The organism is Duganella levis, from assembly GCF_009857605.1.
Taxonomy (GTDB): Bacteria; Pseudomonadota; Gammaproteobacteria; order Burkholderiales; family Burkholderiaceae_D; genus Rugamonas; species Rugamonas levis.
This window is the reverse complement of record NZ_WWCT01000032.1, coordinates 1-18696: the sequence shown is the minus strand read 5'-3', so window position 1 is coordinate 18696 and position 18696 is coordinate 1. Positions and strand designations below refer to the sequence as shown.

Annotated in this window: 22 protein-coding genes and 1 other RNA gene; 8 read left to right on the top strand and 15 right to left on the bottom strand. The window is 62.2% G+C overall.

Annotated elements, in window-relative coordinates:
* Positions 1 to 33: 33 nt before the first annotated feature.
* The 4 genes from GTP69_RS27540 to GTP69_RS27525 form a co-directional block, all read right to left on the bottom strand.
* On the bottom strand, positions 34 to 585 hold the full coding sequence (locus GTP69_RS27540; RefSeq protein WP_161057878.1) for a hypothetical protein: 552 nt from the start codon (positions 583 to 585) through the stop codon (positions 34 to 36).
* Entirely contained in the window at positions 582 to 1196 is a 615-nt protein-coding gene (locus GTP69_RS27535) for a PAAR domain-containing protein (RefSeq protein WP_229261177.1), read from the bottom strand. Before GTP69_RS27535 ends, GTP69_RS27540 begins: the two co-directional genes overlap by 4 nt.
* 206 nt (positions 1197 to 1402) lie before the next feature.
* Positions 1403 to 1762: a transfer-messenger RNA gene (gene ssrA / locus GTP69_RS27530) on the bottom strand.
* Between the two features lie 176 nt (positions 1763 to 1938).
* Entirely contained in the window at positions 1939 to 2142 is a 204-nt protein-coding gene (locus GTP69_RS27525; protein ID WP_161057877.1) for a hypothetical protein, read from the bottom strand.
* Positions 2143 to 2384: 242 nt separating this feature from the next.
* On the opposite strand from GTP69_RS27525, the gene GTP69_RS27520 reads away from it, so the two are divergent.
* Genes GTP69_RS27520 through GTP69_RS27510 form a run of 3 tightly spaced genes read left to right on the top strand, consistent with a single transcriptional unit; the run spans position 2385 to position 3687 of the window.
* A complete protein-coding gene (locus GTP69_RS27520; protein ID WP_161057876.1) occupies positions 2385 to 3029 on the top strand; it encodes a TetR/AcrR family transcriptional regulator in 645 nt (214 codons plus the stop codon).
* A 26-nt stretch (positions 3030 to 3055) separates the two neighbouring features.
* A complete protein-coding gene (locus tag GTP69_RS27515; RefSeq protein WP_161057875.1) occupies positions 3056 to 3355 on the top strand; it encodes an antibiotic biosynthesis monooxygenase family protein in 300 nt (99 codons plus the stop codon).
* Between the two features lie 23 nt (positions 3356 to 3378).
* Positions 3379 to 3687 (top strand): hypothetical protein, encoded by a 309-nt coding sequence (locus tag GTP69_RS27510; protein WP_161057874.1) that lies wholly within the window; start codon positions 3379 to 3381, stop codon positions 3685 to 3687.
* Positions 3688 to 3694: 7 nt separating this feature from the next.
* Here the strand turns inward: GTP69_RS27510 and pncB are convergent, their stop codons facing one another.
* From pncB to GTP69_RS27495, 3 genes are all read right to left on the bottom strand, one after another.
* Positions 3695 to 4897 carry a nicotinate phosphoribosyltransferase gene (gene pncB, locus GTP69_RS27505; protein ID WP_161057873.1) on the bottom strand — a complete coding sequence of 401 codons (1203 nt, stop codon included), beginning with the start codon at positions 4895 to 4897 and terminating at the stop codon, positions 3695 to 3697.
* On the bottom strand, positions 4894 to 5790 hold the full coding sequence (locus tag GTP69_RS27500; RefSeq protein WP_161057872.1) for a cysteine hydrolase family protein: 897 nt from the start codon (positions 5788 to 5790) through the stop codon (positions 4894 to 4896). The genes pncB and GTP69_RS27500 overlap by 4 nt, the downstream gene beginning before the upstream one ends.
* Positions 5791 to 5878: 88 nt before the next feature.
* The gene (locus tag GTP69_RS27495) at positions 5879 to 6490 is read right to left on the bottom strand and encodes an FMN-dependent NADH-azoreductase (protein WP_161057871.1); all 612 of its coding nucleotides are present in this window, start codon (positions 6488 to 6490) and stop codon (positions 5879 to 5881) included.
* Positions 6491 to 6590: 100 nt separating this feature from the next.
* Here GTP69_RS27495 and GTP69_RS27490 point away from each other — a divergent pair, with 100 nt between their 5' ends.
* On the top strand, positions 6591 to 7703 hold the full coding sequence (locus GTP69_RS27490) for a LysR family transcriptional regulator (RefSeq protein ID WP_161057870.1): 1113 nt from the start codon (positions 6591 to 6593) through the stop codon (positions 7701 to 7703).
* On the opposite strand, the gene GTP69_RS27485 is transcribed toward GTP69_RS27490, so the two are convergent.
* The 4 genes from GTP69_RS27485 to GTP69_RS27470 all read right to left on the bottom strand — a co-directional run bounded on the left by GTP69_RS27485 (position 7681) and on the right by GTP69_RS27470 (position 10122).
* Complete coding sequence (locus tag GTP69_RS27485) at positions 7681 to 7998, bottom strand: chaperone modulator CbpM (protein WP_161057869.1); 318 nt, start codon at positions 7996 to 7998, stop codon at positions 7681 to 7683. The two genes, GTP69_RS27490 and GTP69_RS27485, sit on opposite strands and share 23 nt — an antisense overlap.
* Before the next feature lie 2 nt (positions 7999 to 8000).
* Positions 8001 to 8954, bottom strand: coding sequence for a DnaJ C-terminal domain-containing protein (locus tag GTP69_RS27480; RefSeq protein WP_161057868.1), 954 nt, complete (start codon positions 8952 to 8954; stop codon positions 8001 to 8003).
* 71 nt (positions 8955 to 9025) lie between these two features.
* Entirely contained in the window at positions 9026 to 9685 is a 660-nt protein-coding gene (locus tag GTP69_RS27475; protein WP_161057867.1) for a beta/gamma crystallin family protein, read from the bottom strand.
* Between the two features lie 104 nt (positions 9686 to 9789).
* On the bottom strand, positions 9790 to 10122 hold the full coding sequence (locus GTP69_RS27470) for a beta/gamma crystallin-related protein (RefSeq protein ID WP_161057866.1): 333 nt from the start codon (positions 10120 to 10122) through the stop codon (positions 9790 to 9792).
* A 102-nt stretch (positions 10123 to 10224) separates the two neighbouring features.
* Here GTP69_RS27470 and GTP69_RS27465 point away from each other — a divergent pair, with 102 nt between their 5' ends.
* Together GTP69_RS27465 and GTP69_RS27460 are read left to right on the top strand one after the other, a co-directional pair.
* Positions 10225 to 11589, top strand: a complete 1365-nt coding sequence (locus GTP69_RS27465) for an MATE family efflux transporter (RefSeq protein WP_161057865.1) — start codon at positions 10225 to 10227, stop codon at positions 11587 to 11589.
* Between the two features lie 126 nt (positions 11590 to 11715).
* A complete protein-coding gene (locus GTP69_RS27460) occupies positions 11716 to 13932 on the top strand; it encodes a S9 family peptidase (RefSeq protein WP_161057864.1) in 2217 nt (738 codons plus the stop codon).
* 54 nt (positions 13933 to 13986) lie between these two features.
* Here GTP69_RS27460 and GTP69_RS27455 read toward each other — a convergent pair whose 3' ends face one another.
* Positions 13987 to 14187, bottom strand: a complete 201-nt coding sequence (locus tag GTP69_RS27455; RefSeq protein ID WP_110846884.1) for a CsbD family protein — start codon at positions 14185 to 14187, stop codon at positions 13987 to 13989.
* Between the two features lie 65 nt (positions 14188 to 14252).
* On the bottom strand, positions 14253 to 14888 hold the full coding sequence (locus GTP69_RS27450) for a class I SAM-dependent methyltransferase (RefSeq protein WP_161057863.1): 636 nt from the start codon (positions 14886 to 14888) through the stop codon (positions 14253 to 14255).
* 117 nt (positions 14889 to 15005) lie between these two features.
* Between GTP69_RS27450 and GTP69_RS27445 the strand changes: the two genes are divergently transcribed.
* Both GTP69_RS27445 and GTP69_RS27440 read left to right on the top strand, forming a co-directional pair.
* Positions 15006 to 15833 carry an HDOD domain-containing protein gene (locus GTP69_RS27445; RefSeq protein WP_161057862.1) on the top strand — a complete coding sequence of 276 codons (828 nt, stop codon included), beginning with the start codon at positions 15006 to 15008 and terminating at the stop codon, positions 15831 to 15833.
* Between the two features lie 143 nt (positions 15834 to 15976).
* Positions 15977 to 16255: a flagellar protein FliT gene (locus tag GTP69_RS27440; RefSeq protein ID WP_161057861.1), complete on the top strand. Its 279-nt coding sequence runs from the start codon at positions 15977 to 15979 to the stop codon at positions 16253 to 16255.
* 53 nt (positions 16256 to 16308) lie between these two features.
* Here the strand turns inward: GTP69_RS27440 and GTP69_RS27435 are convergent, their stop codons facing one another.
* Complete coding sequence (locus GTP69_RS27435) at positions 16309 to 17514, bottom strand: aspartate aminotransferase type Ic (RefSeq protein ID WP_161057860.1); 1206 nt, start codon at positions 17512 to 17514, stop codon at positions 16309 to 16311.
* A 99-nt stretch (positions 17515 to 17613) separates the two neighbouring features.
* Positions 17614 to 18696, bottom strand: a 1083-nt coding sequence (locus tag GTP69_RS27430) for an LPXTG cell wall anchor domain-containing protein (protein ID WP_229261176.1), incomplete at its 5' end; no start/stop codon positions are given.

Here is an 18696-nt window from a genome sequence, read left to right as displayed (position 1 = left end):
CAGAAGAACGCGGCTTCTCCACCTTTGGCAACGCTACCGAGAAGAATCTTTCAAACTTATCATTTCAAATCCAGCTGATGATGGCAGCTCGTTTATCGCGCGAGCTGGCTCATCGTCGGCTTGTCCTATGACATGGCGGTACATCACGTATTTCGCATTGGTCTCGCCGTAACCACCAGTGGTAACTACGACTCTCATTTCGTCAGATCCCAAATACAGCCATCCCGGGCGACTTTTCTCAGCAAAATCCAATCGCTCCGGAGAGGCCTGCCCGAACGGGTAAGTCAGTACAAAGCCTTGCACGGCATTTGCCGTAAATTCACCTGAAATAATAAGCGCACGATGTTTGTTACCGACACATTGAACCAGAACCGATGAGCCCCTGGATTGCTCGGTCGTGCCAAAAAATGCCGTGCGCTTGCGCCCCTGCTGCAGGTAATAAATGTGCGTTGAGGCGGCCGGCGAATCCCGCATCACTGCCACGCTCTGCGCGGCGCCACTTCCCAAGCGACAGGAGGCCACCAGTTCTGCCGAGTGCGTCGCTACAGCCGTCATCATGCAAACAACGTAAAGGAGAATTTTCATTTGACCATGTTCCGTAGTATTTGCATAGAATCTGGCTTGTCCACAAGCTTGTCCGCAGCGGCTTTGATCTTACGGTAGTAAATTCCGTTCCTCACTCCCCGATAGTCTTTATATGCCTCGTCTATTGCCTGCTGAGGATCGGCCCCGGACGGTGCGCCCCGCGATATGCTTTCCGCCAGCCAATTCAATAATGTAGGGCCAGTCCGCAACGGGCGATCCGTCGGCCTGGTCAATGACCAGGAAGTGCAAGTCATACGACTTGGCAGCGGGTGACAACGCTTGAGCGGCGCAGTCCCCAGTTGGAGGTGTGCCCGCTGCGGTGCCGTTACCAGCAACCTGGCTGCGCAAGGACTGATTGGCAAGGAGGCGCGGTGAAGGAAAGCAGCCACAAATGCATAAGTCATTTTCCAGCGCCACCTGCTTTCCGTTCCAAGTCTCCGGAATTCGCGGCCCCACACAGAGGATTTTTCCATTCGACTTACAGGCGGGCAGAAGATGCCGTCATTCTCCAAGGCAATCGGGACGCCGTTGATGGCGCCATGGCTGCTGGCCGAAATGACCTTGCCTCCAGCGGTAGTCGATGCTCCGAGCGTCACCGTGTAGCGCTTCATACAGCCTCCTTCATTGAACAGAAGAACTAAAATTCCAAAAGCGAATTATTGACTGTAGATAAACTAAGGATTTGCGAAAGAGCAAAGCAACATCATGTGCCGCCTTGATGGGGGAGAGTCGACTTTGACCCCGGACGTGCTGATAGCGGAATAAAAAACAAAAGGCCCCGACACTTGCGCGTCGGGGCCTTTCTTTTTAATCCGAGTGGTGGAGCCGGCGGGAATCGAACCCGCGTCCGCAAGCACTCTACAGACAGTTCTACATACTTAGCACTATCATTTAATTTAACCTGTACAGCACGGATGTGCACGTTCTGGACAAGCGATTCACCTTAGATTTAGCGCTGCTTCAAGTGACCCGTCACAGCGCGATTCCCTGTAAATGACTCCTTGACTTTTAACGGTCCGCCCCAGGGAAGAAGCGTTTAGGAGCTAACAGCCCTTAGGCTGCCAGTGCGTACGAGTTATCGTTTGCAGTTATTGATTTCTGGGTGTATTTACGAGGTAACCAGGCCTCGGTATGCCCTGCTCTGCTTTGCAACCCACGTCGAAACCAGGTCGGCCCCACAGAACTTGTATTCTACAGCACTTTGCAGTCCCCCGCCATTGACGTCAAACGCCCGTCATATTCGGGCGTTATGATGCACACAGTTCTCACATAGAACGACTTATTAGCGCCCTCCGGGGCTGCTACTACCGGCGCCGGCGGTCGGGAAATATACCGGCACCAAATTCTTGCAAGTCATGGCTGCGATGCCAGTCTTATCAATTCTTGTTGCAGCGATTCGGCCCGATCCCGGGCCATCCTGCCTTGCTCGTAGATATGCCGGTTAATTTCGCTGCGCAAGTACTCCAGGCGCAGGTTAACGTGAGCACGCTGCGCATCGTCTCTGAGCGCCATATCGCTGCGCATCGCCTCAATACTCAACGCCAGATGCTGGCGCAATGCGTCTATCGCGTAGTTAATTTGACGAAAGCCTGCGCCATCTCAATCTGCAACTGATCGATGGTGGTGTTCATGTCTACCTCCTTGGTCGTCGCATTAGCTTAGGATGGCAATTCGCACCACCCATGATCTAGCGCAAAGGTGCGGTTGTTGTTGCGTTGCAGCACACGGTAGCCGATTTATGAATCTGGTGCGCGGCCTGCATTAGAATGACATTGTCATCACTTCAGCACACCACTGCCATGCCCGATGCCGCCGCGACCGCTGTTCCCAGCCCGAAGAAACGGGGCCGCCCGCAGAAAGGCGAAGGCGGCGGCCTGCGCGCGGAACTGATCGAGAAGTCGGCGCTGCTGTTCCGCACCAAGGGCTACGACAACACCACGGTGCGCGATATCGCCGCCGCCGCCGGCATCCAGGCCGGCAGCTGGTTTTACCATTTCAAAAGCAAGCAGGAGATCCTGGCGGCGATCATGGAACAGGGCATGCAGCGCTCGCTGGCCGAAATCGAGGCCATCGCCGCCCTGCCGCTGGCGCCCAGCGTGATGCTGCACCGGCTGGTCGAGGCCCATCTGCACACGCTGCTGGCGCCCGACCACCATTTCATCGCCGTGCTGCTGTACGAATGGCGCTCGCTGGACGCTGACTCACGCGAGCGCATCACAGAGCTCAAGGACCGCTACGAGGCGGTCTGGGACCGCGCCATCGCCGAACTCCACCTTTCGGGCGACTGGGCGATGCCGTCGCAATTCGACCGCTTGCTGATTTTCGGCGCGCTCAACTGGACCGTCCAGTGGTACAAGCCCGGCAGTGGTGCCGATGTGCGTGAGCTGGCGCACCAGGCGATGCGTTTCATCCTGCGCACGCCTGCCGCAGTTGAGGCACAATAGGGCATCATCAACTGCCAGGACTGTCCATGATTTACGAGATCGCCGAGATCACCATCAAGCCCGATACCCACGCCGCGTTCGAGGCGGCCGTCACGCAGGCGGTGCCGATTTTCAAGGCGGCCAGCGGCTGCCAGTCGATGCGCCTCGACAAAGGCATCGAGAGCCCGGACACCTATCATCTGGTCATCGCTTGGGCGACGTTGGAGCATCACACGGTCGAGTTTCGTGGCAGCACCGGTTTCCAGGACTGGCGCGCGCTGGTGGGCGGTTTCTTTGCCCAGCCGCCCAAGGTCGAGCATTTCACCACCGCGATCGCCGGTTTCTAAAACAGCAAAAACAGGAGGCCATCATGACCCGCACCATTCATCGCAATTTCCCACAATTATCCGATGCCGAGAGCGCCCGCAGTGCGCTACTGGCCAACGGCTTCCCTCAGTCCAGCGTGCAGCTGACCAAGCATACGGCGCTGCCGCCTGACGTCGCCACCAGCATGGTCGGCAATCTGCTCGACTCGCTGACGCCGGGCGGTCCGGCCGCTGCAGCCGCCGCCCGTCAACACGCCGGCGCCGGCGCCATGCTGTCGATCGATGTCTACGATGACGACGACAGCGCCAAGGCCGACGCTATCCTCGGCGGCTTCGGCGCTACCGAAGCTTAAACCAACCTCAACCGGCAGGCGGCAGCGGGTGATGAAACACCTGGCGCAGGTAGGCCAGGAAGGTTTCATCCTTACACAGCGTCTTGCCGGGCGAGTCCGATAATTTGGCCACCGACTGGCCATTGGCCTGCACCAGCTTCATGACGATATTCAGCGGTGCCAGGCCGACGTCGTTGGTCAGATGGGTGCCGATGCCGAAGCCGGTCATGATGCGGTCGGCAAAATGGCGATACAGCGCAATCGCGCTATCCAGGTTGAGACCGTCCGAAAACACCAGCCGCTTGGTGCGCGCGTCGATGCGCAGCGCCGCGTAGTGGGCAATGGCTTTTTCGCCCCACACCACCGGATCGCCCGAGTCGTGACGCAGGCCGTCGAACAGTTTGGCAAAATACAGGTCGAAGTCGTCGAGGAAGGCATCCATGCCGACCACGTCGGTCAACGCGATGCCGAGGTCGCCACGGTATTCCTGCACCCATGCCTCCAGCGAGGCTTTCTGGAAGTCGCGCAGCCGCACGCCGAACGCCTGGAACGATTGCATGTATTCATGCGCCATGGTGCCGATCGGGATCAGGCCGAATTTCATCGCCTGGTAGACGTTGGAGGTGCCTTTGAAATACTCCGGCACTTCGCGCGCCAGCCGCTGCACCACTTCGTCATGCCAGACACCGGAAAACCGCCGGCGGGTGCCGAAGTCCGACAGTTCAAACGGGAAGTGACGCGCCGGCTCGGCGCCGAACGCTTTCAGCTTGGCGATCTTGGCTGTCAGCCGGGCCCGCCCTTCGACCATCGCAGCGGCCTGGTCGAAGCGGCGGAAGTACAGTTCGTTGACGATGTACAGCACGTAAATTTCAAAGCCCATCACGTGCACCTGCGGACCGGCGGCGTGGATGCTCAGCGTGTCGCCGTCGGCCCGCACTTCGATAAATTTGCGCTGGAAGCGGAACACGGTGAGGAAGTCGACGAAGTCGCTCTTCATGTAACGCAGCGAGCGCAGGTAGCTGAGCTCCTCGTCGCGGAAACTCATCGAGCACAGGTGATCCAGTTCGCGCTCGATGTCTTCCACCAGCTCGGTCAGCGGGAAGGTTGGCGTGTTGCGGCAGACAAATTCGTATTCGGTGTGCGAGTTTGGATGTCCGTGCAGCAGCGCCTGCCACATGGTGAATTTGTATAAGTCGGTTTCCAGCAGGCTGCGGACGATCGGCTCTTTCATGCGGACACCGCCTCGGCAGCGGCATTATCCAGCAGTTCCGGCAGCACGTCGGCGGCGGTCATCAACTGCACGCCACGCGCCTGCATGGCCTGCAGGAAGGCCTGGTACTGGGCGTCGAAGCCGGTGACCGGGCTGATGCAGTCGGTGATCAGCACCAGCTTGGCCAGCGAGTCTGGGCCGTATTCGGCGGCGAAGTAATCGGCGATGTGCTCGACCGTGGCCTTGACGCAGTGGCTGCCGGCCTCGCCCGCCACATAGATGCGGTCGGCCTCGGCCAGGCCGCGCACGAAGCGGGTGTTGAACTGGGTGTCAGGATCGTCGGCGTCCGGCACTTCGGCCTGCACCGCCGAGTAGTGCTCGGTCCACGGGTTGGAACCCTTGGCCAGCTTGGCGACGATGCCCAGCGACGCTTCTTCCCAGTGACCGTAGGCGGCGCGCACGTCGGCGTGAACGTTGTGGCCCCAGCTGCCGATTTCGCAATGCACCGGCCATACCATCAATTTGTAGCGGCCCGCCGCTTCCAGCCGGTCCAGGTAGTTCAGCGTGATCGGCAGGCCGCCCGGATGGCGCGGCAGATAGCGCCTGGCGCGCACATCGGCGGCGCTGATTTCGGTGAACGGCGCCACCGGTGCGCCGTCGGCGGCGATCCAGTAGGTCGGATGGGCGATGTCGAAGCGATGGTGCGAGTCCAGCGTGACGCTGATGGCGCTCAGGCCGGCGCGGCCGCGATTGATCAGGCCGGCTACGCGCAGCATGTCCTGGTGCGCGCCCGGCACCGGCAGCGATGGCGCCAGCGGCAGGCGGCTGACCGGGTCGGTCGGCAGATAGCCGGCCGGCAGGTCGCAAAAGTCGTTTTGCGGGTCGATCAGCAGCAGATGCAGGTTGCGTTTCATGTAGGGCTCCAAGGCGAGAGGCCTTCATGATACAACAAGCCCCCACGGCGCCGGGCGCGGTGGGGGCTTGTCGGGGAGACGGCGCGAATTAAGCGGCGATGGCGTCGATCTGGGCACGGCCTTTGGCGATCGCGTTGGTGACGGCTTCTTCACCCATCGATACGCCTTCGGCGACCACGAAGCTGACGTCAGTCATGCCGAGGAAGCCCAGCGTCGAGCGCAGGTAGGTGGTGACGTGGTCGTAGGCGGCGGCAGGGCCTTCGCTGTAGACGCCGCCGCTGGCGACGAACACCACGACTTTTTTGCCGGTGACCAGGCCTTGCGGACCATTGGCGCCATACTGGAAGGTGCGGCCGACGCGGGCGATGTGGTCGATCCAGGCTTTCAGGCCGGAGGTGATCGAGAAGTTGTACATCGGCGCGCCGATGACGATGGTGTCGGCTGCCAGCAGCTCATCCACCAGCGTGTCCGAGGTCTTGATGGCGTGTGCTTGTTCGGCGTTGCGCTGCTCGGCCGGGGTGAAGTAGGCGCCGATCAGTTGTTCGGTCAGGTGCGGCAGCGGCTGGCCGACGATGTCGCGGGTCACCACGTTGGCGGCCGGGTTGGCGGCTTTCAGTTTGGCGATGTATTCGCCGCCCAGTTGGCGGGTCAGGGAACCGGTGCTGCGCACGCTGCTGTCGATGTGGAGGATGTTGGCCATGATGGTGTTTCCTTTGTGTGGGAGTTGCAGCCATCATAAAGCGATTATAATATCGATGAAATGCAGTTTATTTCAATCCTACTTATCGAGAAAATCGATTATGCGAGATCCCGGCCTCCCCTCCCTCGACCAGCTGCGCGTGTTTATTGCCGTCATCGACCATGGCGGTTTTGCCCATGCGGCACGGGCGCTGCACCGCACCCAGTCGGTCATCAGTTATACCATTGCCAATCTGGAAGAGCAGCTGAATGTGGCGCTGCTGGACCGCAGCAAGCGCAAGCCGACGCTGACCGAAGCCGGCAAGGCGCTGCTGGCGGACGCCCGCGCGGTGTCGCTCAAGGTGGACGGCATGCGTGCCCGCGCCAAGGCGCTGTCGGCCGGGCTGGAAGCCGAGGTGTCGCTGGTGGTCGATGTGATGTTCTCCACCTGCAAGCTGGTGCGCATCCTGCACGCATTCCAGAAGGAGTTTCCGACCGTGTCGATGCGACTGCGTACCGAGGCGCTCGGCGCGGTAACCGAGTTGGTGGCCGACGGCACTTGCCGCATTGGCATCAGCGGCTGGATGCCCGGCACGCCGGATGTGATCGAGCGCCAGGCTTGCGGTTTTGTGACCATGGTGCCGGTGGTGGCGCCCGACCATCCGCTGGCGCAGATCGAGGGTATCGTGCCGACCGCCGTGCTGCGCGAACATACGCAACTGGTGCTGACCGACCGCAGCAAGCTGACCGCCGGCCAGGATTTCGGCGTGCTGGCGCTGCGCGACTGGCGGCTGGGCGACCTCAGCTCCAAGCATGCGCTGCTGCGCAACGGCATCGGCTGGGGCAATATGCCGGTCGAGTTCGTGCAATGGGATCTGGATGCCGGCCGCCTGGTGCAGCTGCAAATCGCCGAGGGCAGTTCCTTCAGTTTCCCGCTGTATGTGATCCGCCGTGGCGACGAGGAACCGGGCCCTGCCACGCGCTGGCTGATGCAGCAATTCCTCGAACTGGACCAGCCCGGCATGCCGGTGCCGCTGAACGCGCGCGAGGCCGACGAGCTGGCTGCGGCTGCCGCCCATGCCGCCCATGGCGCCGGCGCCTATGTCGGCGGTGCGCCACATGCCTATCACGCGCTGACCGACCGCCAGCCGCTGGCCGACCTGCCTCGCCCGCCCAACGCCGCAGCGCCGGCCGGCATGGCGGTGGCCGCGCCTATTGCACTCCGGCGGCGCTGAGCTTGCCGCGTAGGCGGCGGATTTCTTCCGACAGGTCGACCACCAGCGCCGCTACGTCATCGTTGGCGTCGAACGCCCGTTCGATCTGGCACAGCCGGCGTGCCCGCACCAGGTCGGCGCTGCTGAAGCGCCAGCCGTCGCTATGCTCGGCGCTGGCGCGTTCGTCCAGCAGAATGCCGGTGCGCACCCGCGCCACCACCCAGTCCGGCTCCACGGCGCAGGCTTGCGCCAGTTCTTCCAGCGTCAGCGCGGCGTCGCCGTCGATCACCACGGCGGTCAGAATTGTGGTTGCCATGCTCATCCTCCCGCGCGCGGGTTGAAGGCCAGCTCGCGCGCCATCGTTTGATACAGTTCGCGGGCCTTGTCGCTGGTGGCCGGCGGCAGCACCACCTCCAGCAGCAGATACAGGTCGCCCGCTTCCTTGCCCGGCAGGCCGCGTGCGCGCAGCCGCAGCTTGCGCCCGCTCTGCGACGCCGCCGGCACCGTGACGTTGACTTTGCCCGACGGCGTGGTCACTTCAATCTCGCCGCCCAATGCCAGTTCCCACGGCGCCACCGGTACCGTCTGGTAGACGTCGCGGCCGTCGAGGCGGTAGCGCGCATCGGCGCGGAACTGGATTTCCAGATACAAATCGCCCGGCCCGGCCGCGCCAGGCTGTCCCTGGCCGCTGAGGCGCAGTTGCTGGCCGGCGGTCACGCCTTTGGGGATGTTGACGCTGAGGTTGCGCTCGCGGGTGACGATGCGGTCCTGGGCGTCGCGCTCAGCCACCGTCAGGCTGATGGTGCGGGTCGCGCCCTGATAGCTGTCGGCCAGGTCGATGGTCAGGGTGGCGTGGCTATCATCGCCCCGCTGCGGCGCCTGCTGACGCCGGCGGCCAGCGCCACCGCCACCGAAGTTGGCGAACAGGTCGGAGAAGAAGTCGCTGTCGACGCCGCCGAAGCCGCCCTGCCCCGAGCCGCCTGGACCACCGCCGCCACCGCCAAAGCCACGGCCCCAGTCCGGCGGCGGACGGAATTCCTGGCCGGCGCGGTACTGATGACCACGGCCCAACTCGTCATAAGCAGCGCGCTTTTCGGCATCGCCCAGCACGCCGTAGGCTTCGTTGATTTCCTGCGTTTTGGCCTGGGCGTCCGCCTCTTTGCTGACGTCCGGATGGTATTTGCGGACCAGCTTGCGATACGCCTTCTTGATCTCGTCCTCGGTGGCCGTCTTGGCCACGCCCAGGGCTTGGTAGTAATCCTTGTATTCCACGTTGCTGGCTCCCGTTTTGCTTGCCTGCCAGTCTAGCGCAAACCTGCAAAACGTGCCGCTGCTTCGTGCTTTTAGCGGACCCGGCGGACCGACGAAATGCGGTTATTCATATCGTCCAGGAATTCATAGCGGCCTGGGCCAAGAATGATGCATTTGCCGCGGAAATCGGCGTGCTCGCACAACTCCCAGCGGCCTTCGTTGATGATGACGGAGCCGGCCTGGTCGTTGAAGTCGTAGTCGTCGAGGGTGCGCGCGTCGCCGCGCAGGCTAACCGGGCGGCCGCCGAAGCGGGCCTGGCCGAACAGCATGATGTCTTCCTGGCGGCCGTAGCCGCCGGGACCACCACGGTCGCCACGGTCGCCACGCCCATCGCGGCCGTCACGGTCATTGCGATCATCGCGGCGTTCGCCCACTTCGCGCGCCGACGAGACGACGTCGTTGAAACCTTGCAGACGGCGGTATTCGCCGCGCTGCAAGGTGATGCAATGACCCTGGAACCCGGCGTGTTCGCACAGTTCCCACGTACCGGAGCGCACAATCACGCTGGAAGTGCGGTCGTTGAAGCCGAATGCCACCAAGTCCGGCGTGGCGCCGCGCAGCGTTACCGACTGGCCGCCGAAGTTATCGTCGGTGTACAGCGTCACTTCGCCGGCGTGCGCGGCAGCGGCCAGCAAGGTGGTAGCGGTCAGCAAGGAGATGGTTTGAGTCAGGCGCGAAAAGAAAGAGTTCATGATAGTTCGGGATGAATGGAAGAGGATTTGCCTTGTAACGCGCGCCGCCGCGGCTGCGACGACATCAGTGTGTGGCCAAATTGCAAGCAATTGTGACAGCCAGGCTATTTCTTCTCTGACTTGGGATCACGCTCGCGCACCGAGGAGATCATATTGTCGAAGCTTGGCAATTCGGCGTATTCGCCTTCCTTTAGGAGAATGCATTTGCCCTTGTAATGCTTTTCCGCGCACACCTGCCAGGTGCCCTTGTGCACCACCACGCTGGAAGTCTTGTCGTTGAACCCCAGCAGATCCAGGTCCGGCGTGGCCTCGTGCAGCGTGATCGCCGGCCCGCCCAGATGGGCCCGCGTGTACAGCGTGATGTCGCCGGCCCAGGCGGTCGTGCCGGCGGTGCAACAGGCAAGCACCACGGTGGCGGTGGCGAAAAATGGGGGCATGGCATCTCCGGAATCGGGCTGAGTGAGCATGATAGCGCGCAAAAGTGTTGGCAACCCAGTAAAATTGTACGTTTCTGTAACCTCTTTATTATCATCGCCGCCATGCCGCACACCTTTACCCTGTCGAATATCCGCCGCGAAAGCGCCGCCCTGTGGCAGCTGGCCTGGCCGGTATTGGTCGGCCAGCTGGCCACGGTCGGCATGGGTGTGGCCGATGTCGCCATGACCGGCCACACCAGCGCTGACCAGCTGGCGGCGGTGTCGCTCGGCGCCTCGGTGTGGGCCATCGTGCTGGTCACGGTCAGCGGCGTGATGATGGCGATTAACAGCATCGTCGCCCACGACGTCGGCGCCGGCGCGCTGACCCAGATCCCGCACGCGGTACGCCAATCGCTGTGGAAGGCGCTCGGCGTCGGCCTGGTGGCGATGCTGCTGGCCAATCTGGCGACGCTGGTGTTCGACTACCTGCGGCTGGCGCCGCACGTGCAACGGCAGGCGGAACTGTTCGTGCACATCATCAGCATCGGCCTGCCGCCGCTGGCCGCCTACCGCGCGCTGTACGGCTACAGCACCAGCATCAACGAAACCAAGCCGGTGATGGTGATCGCCATCCTCGGCCTGCTGTTCAACGTGTTCGTCAACTGGCTGCTGGTGTTCGGCCACTGGGGCTTGCCGGCCTTGGGCGGCCTTGGCTGCGCGGTGTCGACCGGCCTGTGCATGTGGCTGATGCTCGGGGCCATGCTGCTGTGGATACGCCGCGCGCCGGCCTACCGCGCCACCTACCCGTTCAGCCACTGGGAAGGCCCGCAGTGGGCGGCGATCAAGCCGATGCTGCGCCTTGGCCTGCCGATCGGCATCACCTATTTTGCCGAGGTCAGCGCCTTCGGCCTGGTCAGCCTGCTGGTGGCGCGCTACGGCGTGGTGGAAATTTCCGCCAACCAGATCGCGCTGAATTTCAGTTCGCTGACCTTCATGGTGCCGCTCAGCTTTGGCATCGCGCTGATCACCCGCGTCGGCCAGGCGGTCGGTGAAGGCGACCCGGTGCGGGCGCGCTTTGTCGCCTGGGTCGGCGTCGGCATGTCGCTGGCGTTCGGCGTGCTGTCGGCGCTGCTGATGGTGACCTGGCGCCACCAGATCGCCGCCGCCTACACCTCTGACCTGGCGGTGCAGGCGCTGTGCGCCCATCTGCTGGTGTTTGCCGCGCTGTTCCAATTATCGGACGCCACCCAGGTGGCCACCTCCAGCGCGATTCGCGGCTACAAGGTGACGCGCCAGCCGATGCAGATCCAGCTGCTGGCGTTCTGGGGCTTCGCGCTGCCGCTCGGCTGCTGGCTGGGACTCGGTCACGACATGGCGGCGGCCGGTTTTTGGATCGGCCTGACCATCGGCCTGACGGTGGCGGCGGTGCTGCTTAGCTGGTCGCTGCACCGCCTGTCGCTGGCGCGCGTGCGGGCAGCGCAGTCCTAGCCGGCCGTGCAGGCAGCCTGACGCCGAAGGAAAAACGGTTTTCCGGTACGGATTCCCAATCTTGCTGTCTCGCCACAGGCGTGTGCGTCTGGTATCGTCTTGGATTCTGCCTATTAGAGAGAGACCATGCGATTCATTCTTTGCTTCCTTGCCCTGCTGGCCGGCGCCAACGCCTCCGCAGAAAAACTGACCCTGGACCGCATTCACAGCGATCCGTCGCTGAGCGGCCCCGGCGTGCGCAACCTGAAAGTGTCGCCGGACGGCGCCCGCGTCACCTTCCTGCGCGGCCGTGACGACAACCAGTTCCAGCTGGATCTGTGGGAATACAACCTCAAGGACAAAACCACGCACCGCCTGGTCGATTCCAAAGTGCTGGTGCCGGAAGAAAACCTGTCGGACGCCGAGAAGGCCCGCCGCGAGCGCGCCCGCACCGCCAGCCTGAAAGGCATTCTGAGCTACAGCTGGTCGCCGGACGGCAAGCGCCTGCTGGTGCCGATCGCCGGCAACCTGTACCTGATCGACGTCGCCAAACCGGACAGCGCGCGCATGGTCGCTTCCGGCAACGTACTCGATCCGAAGATTTCGCCGCAAGGCCGTTATGTGTCCTTCGTGCGCGACCAGAACCTGTTCGTCATCGACCTCAACACCGGCAAGGAAAAGCAGCTGACCACCGACGGCAAGGGCACCATTCACAATGCCGAAGCCGAATTCGTGGCGCAGGAAGAAATGGCGCAAACCACCGGCTACTACTGGGCGCCGGACGATTCCGCCATCGCCTATAAACGCTACGACGAAGCGCCGGTGCCAGTGGTGCGCCGCTTTGAAATCTTCGCCGACCGTACCGAAGTGGTTGAGCAGCGCTACCCTGCCGCCGGCGATCCGAACGTGCTGGTCGAGCTGAAAATTGTTTCGCCTGAGACCGGCGCGATCCGCGACGTCGAACTCGGTGCCAACAAGGACATCTACCTGGTGCGCGCCGACTGGAGCGCCAACAGCAAGGCGCTGCTGTTCCAGCGCCAGAGCCGCGACCAGAAGAAACTGGAACTGGTGTCGGTGGATGCTGGCACGCTGGCGCAAAAAGTGCTGATCACCGAAACCTCGCCGACCTGGGTCAGCATCTTCGACGATCTGCGCTTCCTGTCGGATAACAAGAGCTTCATCTGGTCGTCCGAACGCGACGGTTACAAGCACCTGTACCTGTACGGTCTGGACGGCAAGCTGAAGCACGCCATCACAAAAGGCAAGTGGGGCATCGACCGCCTGCTGGCGCTGGACGAGAAAAGCGGCCGCGTGTTCGTGCAGTCGAACCGCGACGCTGTCATCGACAGCCAGACCTATGTGCTCAAGCTGGACGGCAGCACCGCCGACAAGCCAACCCGCGTGACGCAAGGCGACGGCTGGCACGATTCGTCGTTCGCCCGCAACGGCGAAGTGTTTGTCGACACCTATTCCAGCCCGGACACGCCGCCGCAAGTCAGCATCCGCAAACCGGACGGCGCCATGATCGAATGGCTGGAACACAACGAGCTGAACGCCAGCCATCCATACGCCAAGTATCAGGACGCGCACCTGAAAACCGAATACGGCACGCTGAAAGCCAAGGACGGCCAGACGCTGTACTACTCGATCATCAAGCCAAGCGGCTTTGACGCGTCGAAAAAATATCCAGTGTTCCTGTCGACCTACGGCGGCCCGCACTCGCAACACGTGTCGCGTAAATGGGGCAACTTCTTCGACCAGTACATGGCGCAGCAAGGCTTCGTGGTGTGGCGCCTGGATAACCGTGGCTCGTCGCGCCGCGAACGCGCCTTCACCGACGCCAACTACCACCAGCTGGGCCGCGTGGAAGTGGAAGATCAACTGACCGGCGTTGAGTGGCTGGGCAAGCAGAGCTTCGTGGATGCCAAGCGTATCGGCGTGTTCGGCTGGAGCTACGGCGGCTTCATGACCTTGCGCCTGCTGGCGGAAGCGTCGGACAAGATCGCCATGGGCGTATCGGTGGCGCCGGTGACCGACTGGTCGCTGTACGACACCCACTACACCGAGCAGTTCATGGGCACGCCGAAAGAAAACGCGGCTGGCTATGAATACAGCGGCGTGTACTCGCATCTGGATGGTTTGAAATCGCCGCTGCTGCTGATGCATGGCATGGCGGACGACAACGTGCTGTTCACCAACACCACGCGCATGATCGACGCGCTGGTCAAGCGTAACGTGCACTTCGATCTGATGACCTACCCAGGCGCCAAGCACGGCATCTCCGGCCGCGCGCCGCAGCGCCATGTGTACGGCAACATCGAGGCTTTCTTCAAGAAGAACTTGCAGCCTGAAGCTGCCAAGTAAAAAAGCAAACAGCCGCTGAAAAGCGGCTGTTTTATTTGGGGCATCAGCTAAAAATTAGCGGTTGCCTTTGTTGATGTCGTTCACGGTATCTTTAACGGCTTCTTTAGCGTCGCCGTAGCCCTTTTGGACTTTACCTTCAGCCTGTTTGTTCAGGCCCTTGGCTTGCTGCTCGGAGCTGCCGACCAGTTTACCGGCTTCTTCCTGAATTTTACCGCCGACGTCTTTCAGAGTACCTTTGACTTGATCCTTGTTCATGATGAACTCCTTCGTAGCTAGTGACACAACCCAGTGTTGTGTGCATGGGTTCTACTATAGGCCGCTCAAGTCGATGCTTCCGTGCGCTGACGAACGCAGCGCCATACACTGGCCAACCAAGGCTGTTGCTCACGCGGCAGACCACTTGGACGGTAGTAATGTTGGACCTCAGCAAAGCCTGCTTCGGTTAGATAACGCAGCCAGGTTTCATAGTCGTAGTAGCTGCCATAGCGCGGACCGTTCCAGCCTTCACTGTTATCGCCACGCGGATTGGAACTGAATAACACGCCGCCGGTTTTCAATGCCGCATGCAAGTCACGCAGCACCTTGGGCAGCGCGGCGCTGGGCACGTGGAACAGCGAAGCATTGGCGTAGACGCCATCGAAAAACGCCGTCGGCAAATCGAGCTCAACAAAATCCTGCTGCCACACTTCGCAGCCACTGTAGGCGCGCGCCATCTCGACAAACTTCGCCGAGCCATCGATGCCGATCGGCTCATGCCCCATCGTCTTGAAAGTCTTTAAATCGCGGCCCGGACCGCAGCCCAGGTCCAGCAAGCGATACGGCGTCGGCGCTTCGATCGCCTCCAGCAAAGCCGCAATATTCTGGCTCACATCATGATCGATCGTGCCGGCAAAAAACTGCTCGGCGGTCCGCTCGTAATGTCGCAGCGTGGTCTGGGTAATGTCTTCAATTTTCATGCTGCGAGTATACCGCTACACTGAAAAGCGACGAAAGCCCCCAAATCTCTTCTGGTATACGAAGTTTCCCTATATAGTTAGCTTATAGCAACGCAATTAACACCGAGGAGATTAAATATGAAACTTGATGCCCTGTTCCAGAATCCAACTGCGTTGCCTACCGCGCCGAAAGTCGTGGAAGAGCTGATCAGCAGTTTCGACAAGGCCAGCGTCTCGACCGAAGAGATCGCGAAGAAATTGTCGACGGACCCGGTACTGAGCGCCAAGCTGCTGCGTCTGGCCAACTCGGCCTACTACCACGTCTCGCGCAGCATCGGCACCGTCGAAGACGCCGTGCTGATGCTCGGCTTCGTTACTGTGCGCACGCTGGTCATCAGCTCCGGCCTGGTCAGTGGTTTCAAGACCGTGCCCGGCCTCGACCTGAAGCAATTCTGGCGCTACAGCCTGCACACCGCCGTGTCGGCCAAATGGATCGCCAAGAAGACCAAGGAAAACACCGATCTCGCCTTCACCATCGGCATGATGCACGCCATCGGCCAACTGGTGATCCACTCGGCCGCGCCGGAACAGGCGATGGCGCTGGATAAAGTCGCCGGTCCGATGGACGCCCGCCGCCTGGACGCCGAGCGCGCCTCGCTGGGCTACACCTTCGCCGACGTCGGCGCCGAACTGGCCAAGCGCTGGAAATTCCCGGTCGCGTTCTCGGAAACCATCGTGGCCTTCCCGGAACCCCATCACAACGGCGAACTGAACCGTCTGGCCGCCGTGGTCTCGCTGGCCGCCTGGCGCGCCCGCGTGGCCCAGGCCGAGCTGACCGACGAAGAAATCGCCGCCTGCTACCCAACCGACCTGGCTGAAGAGCTGGGCCTGGAAGACAACGCCCTGATCGACGACATGCCGCCGCCGGACGAATTGAGCGCCGGCCTGGAAGAACTGGTCAAATAAGGTAATCTTTCGACATTAAAATCCGCCTGTTTTACCGCAGGCGGATTTTTTTTCACTTTTTTTCAAAAAACCCTAAAGTTCCCGCTCAAGGCGACGTTAATCAAGACATGCGGTACTCCGCGCTAACTAGCCCAGGTGGAATTATGACCTCTTCCGAAGTCCTCTCGATGTACGAAAACATTGCCGGTTTGACCAATCAAATGGCTGCCGCTGCACGCATGGGAGATATGGACCGTCTGAGCCAGCTGGAAGGTCAATGCGCCACGGAAGCACGCGCTGCCAGCACCGGCGTGACTGCCCTGAACGGCGGCCAACGCCTGCGCAAGATCGATCTGCTGAAACAAATCCTGGCCAACGACCGCGAAATCCGCGACGTGACCGATCCTTGGATGAACAACGTCCCAGGCATGGCCCGCCAATAAGCGCAGCCGCCGCCCCAATAAAAAAGCGCCTCGTAAGGCGCTTTTTTTTATGCTCAGCCGGCTAACGCAAGCTTGAGCGACAACGCAATCCCCTGCGCCGCCTGGTTGATTTCCGCCAGCGACGGGAAGCTCGGCGCGATACGGATATGACGGTCCAGCGGATCGAGGCCGTACGGGAACGCCGCGCCAGCCGGCGTCAGCACGATGCCAGCCTCCTTGGCCAGCGCCACGGTGCGCTTGGCGGCGCCATCCGGCGTAATCAGGTCGATGAAATAGCCGCCGTCCGGATGGGTCCACGACACGCCCGGCACGTCGCCCAGCAGCGCCTGGAACTGCGCCAGCACCGCGTCAAACTTCGGCTTCAGCAGCTGGCGATGCTGTTCCATCAGCGCTTCCACCGTCGGCAGGTCTTTCAGGAAGCGCACATGGCGCAGCTGGTTGATCTTGTCCGGGCCGATGCTGCGGATGCCCGACAGCTTGGTCCACCAGGCGATATTGGCCGGCGAAGCCGCCAGCGCCGCCACGCCCGAACCAGCCCAGCTGATCTTGGACGACGACGCGAACACAATCGCCCGGTCCGGATTGCCGGCGGTCTCGCACGCCGCCAGAATGTTGGCCACGGCCAGGTTTTTCTCGCCCAGATGGTGGAAGCGGTAAGCGTCATCCCACAGCAGGCGGAAGTCCGGCGCCGCCGTCTTCATCGCCGCCAGGCGCTGCACGACCTGGTCCGAGTACACCACGCCGCCCGGATTGCTGTACTTCGGCACAATCCACATGCCCTTGATGCTGGCGTCTTCGGCCACCAGTTTTTCCACCAGGTCCATGTCCGGACCGTCGGCGTTCATCGGCACATTGATCATCTTGATGCCGCGCGCCTCACAAATGGCGAAGTGACGGTCATAGCCCGGTACCGGGCACAGGAAGGTCACTGGATTCTGCACCCATGGCGCATGGCCTGGCACGCCGTTCAGCAGGCTGTAGACGATCACATCGTGCATCAGCGACAGGCTGGCGCTGCTGTCGACCACGACTTGCGCGGCCGGCACGTCCAGCAACTCGGCGAACAGCGCGCGCGCTTCCGGCAGGCCGATGGTGCCGCCGTAGTTGCGGGCATCGGTGCCGTCGGCCGCTTTGTAGGTCGGCAGCGCCTCGGCCAGGGCGTTGGACAGGTCCAACTGCTCCGGCGCTGGCTTGCCGCGTGACATGTCGAGTTTGAGGCCGAGTTGTTTGAAGGCCTGATATTGTTCTGCTGCGCTCATGGGACTCTTTCAATGGTGGGAAAATAGCGCCAAACACTATACCCCAGATCGTTTGAGTGAAGACAGAGCTTCCAGCAATAAGCTTATGCGTTTAGCGCATTACGAGGCCACCGACTCGGCTGCCTGTGCAGGCGCCGGCTCGGCGGCGGGTGCGGCGGCATCAGGCGTGGCTGGCTTTTTCTTGCGGAAGCCCTGCCAGATTTGCAGCGGGCCACGGCCGGATTTTTTCTTGCGCCACCAGAGGAAACCAGCGCCCAGCAGCGCCAGCAGGCCGACCGCGCCGGCGACGAGTGGCATGGTGTAATCGGTCTGCGTTTCAGGTGGCTTTTCCTTTTTGTACTTCAGCTTGGGTAAGACGCGGATCTGCTTGACCGGCCCGGTCGGCACACTGGCCGCCTCGCTCGACGCGGCTGCCGAAGCAGCCGACGAAGAGGCCGAAGCGGATGCAGCGGCTGCCGAGGCCGACGCACTCCCCTCCACTCCGGCAGCCGCCTTCGCCGCATTCATCTCCGTGACGCCCTGCGCCGACAAACTAGCAGCCGCCGAAGCGCCATGCGACGCCGCGCCAGCCGGCGAAGATGCAGCCTTGGCGGCTGACTCGCCATGCGCCGCAGCCGCCTTGCCCGGCTGCGCAGCGACGCTAATAGCCGCCGGCGCTGCGCCACCCAGCGCGCCCTGCAAGGCTTTCATCTTGCCTTCCAACTCCAGCAGCTTGCTGGACAGCTCGGCATTATGGTTATCCAACGCCACGCATTCCTTGGCGCTGATGCCGCTCGGCGCGCAGGAAACCGGCGCTGGCCGCTTGACGCCCTTGGGCAGCGGCAGCGGCGCCAACGGCAACAACGCCTGCGCCACGCCTACCGGCACCTCGGCCGCTTCCTCGCGTGGCGGCGTCTTCAAAACCTTGCCATCCGCGCCGACCCACACGCCCGCAATCCGCCGCGCCTGCCCCGCCGCCTTGACCTCGCCCGGCACGCCAGTTTCCGACTCATGCACCGAGGGCAACGGCGCCGGCTTGCTACGATCCCGCACCGGCGCACTCGATGCTGCACCGGCCGCCGAATTCGCAGCCTGCCCGGCCACCTGCGCCGAAGCCGTCGACGCGCCGCTCGCCGCACCGCTGGACGCAGCCGCCTCAGTGCCAGCCGGCTTCGCCACGCTACCCGTCGCGGCTGCAGCCCC

Coding starts and splice junctions, on each gene's coding strand:
- GTP69_RS27485 (WP_161057869.1), bottom strand. CDS start 7,998: ATGGCAACCACAATTCTGACCGCCGTGGTGATCGACGGCGACGCCGCG.
- GTP69_RS27465 (WP_161057865.1), top strand. CDS start 10,225: ATGCCGCACACCTTTACCCTGTCGAATATCCGCCGCGAAAGCGCCGCC.
- GTP69_RS27435 (WP_161057860.1), bottom strand. CDS start 17,514: ATGAGCGCAGCAGAACAATATCAGGCCTTCAAACAACTCGGCCTCAAA.
- GTP69_RS27460 (WP_161057864.1), top strand. CDS start 11,716: ATGCGATTCATTCTTTGCTTCCTTGCCCTGCTGGCCGGCGCCAACGCC.
- GTP69_RS27500 (WP_161057872.1), bottom strand. CDS start 5,790: ATGAAACGCAACCTGCATCTGCTGCTGATCGACCCGCAAAACGACTTT.
- GTP69_RS27490 (WP_161057870.1), top strand. CDS start 6,591: ATGCGAGATCCCGGCCTCCCCTCCCTCGACCAGCTGCGCGTGTTTATT.
- pncB (WP_161057873.1), bottom strand. CDS start 4,897: ATGAAAGAGCCGATCGTCCGCAGCCTGCTGGAAACCGACTTATACAAA.
- GTP69_RS27475 (WP_161057867.1), bottom strand. CDS start 9,685: ATGAACTCTTTCTTTTCGCGCCTGACTCAAACCATCTCCTTGCTGACC.
- GTP69_RS27470 (WP_161057866.1), bottom strand. CDS start 10,122: ATGCCCCCATTTTTCGCCACCGCCACCGTGGTGCTTGCCTGTTGCACC.
- GTP69_RS27535 (WP_229261177.1), bottom strand. CDS start 1,196: ATGAAGCGCTACACGGTGACGCTCGGAGCATCGACTACCGCTGGAGGC.
- GTP69_RS27445 (WP_161057862.1), top strand. CDS start 15,006: ATGAAACTTGATGCCCTGTTCCAGAATCCAACTGCGTTGCCTACCGCG.
- GTP69_RS27515 (WP_161057875.1), top strand. CDS start 3,056: ATGATTTACGAGATCGCCGAGATCACCATCAAGCCCGATACCCACGCC.
- GTP69_RS27540 (WP_161057878.1), bottom strand. CDS start 585: ATGAAAATTCTCCTTTACGTTGTTTGCATGATGACGGCTGTAGCGACG.
- GTP69_RS27440 (WP_161057861.1), top strand. CDS start 15,977: ATGACCTCTTCCGAAGTCCTCTCGATGTACGAAAACATTGCCGGTTTG.
- GTP69_RS27520 (WP_161057876.1), top strand. CDS start 2,385: ATGCCCGATGCCGCCGCGACCGCTGTTCCCAGCCCGAAGAAACGGGGC.
- GTP69_RS27455 (WP_110846884.1), bottom strand. CDS start 14,187: ATGAACAAGGATCAAGTCAAAGGTACTCTGAAAGACGTCGGCGGTAAA.
- GTP69_RS27510 (WP_161057874.1), top strand. CDS start 3,379: ATGACCCGCACCATTCATCGCAATTTCCCACAATTATCCGATGCCGAG.
- GTP69_RS27495 (WP_161057871.1), bottom strand. CDS start 6,490: ATGGCCAACATCCTCCACATCGACAGCAGCGTGCGCAGCACCGGTTCC.
- GTP69_RS27450 (WP_161057863.1), bottom strand. CDS start 14,888: ATGAAAATTGAAGACATTACCCAGACCACGCTGCGACATTACGAGCGG.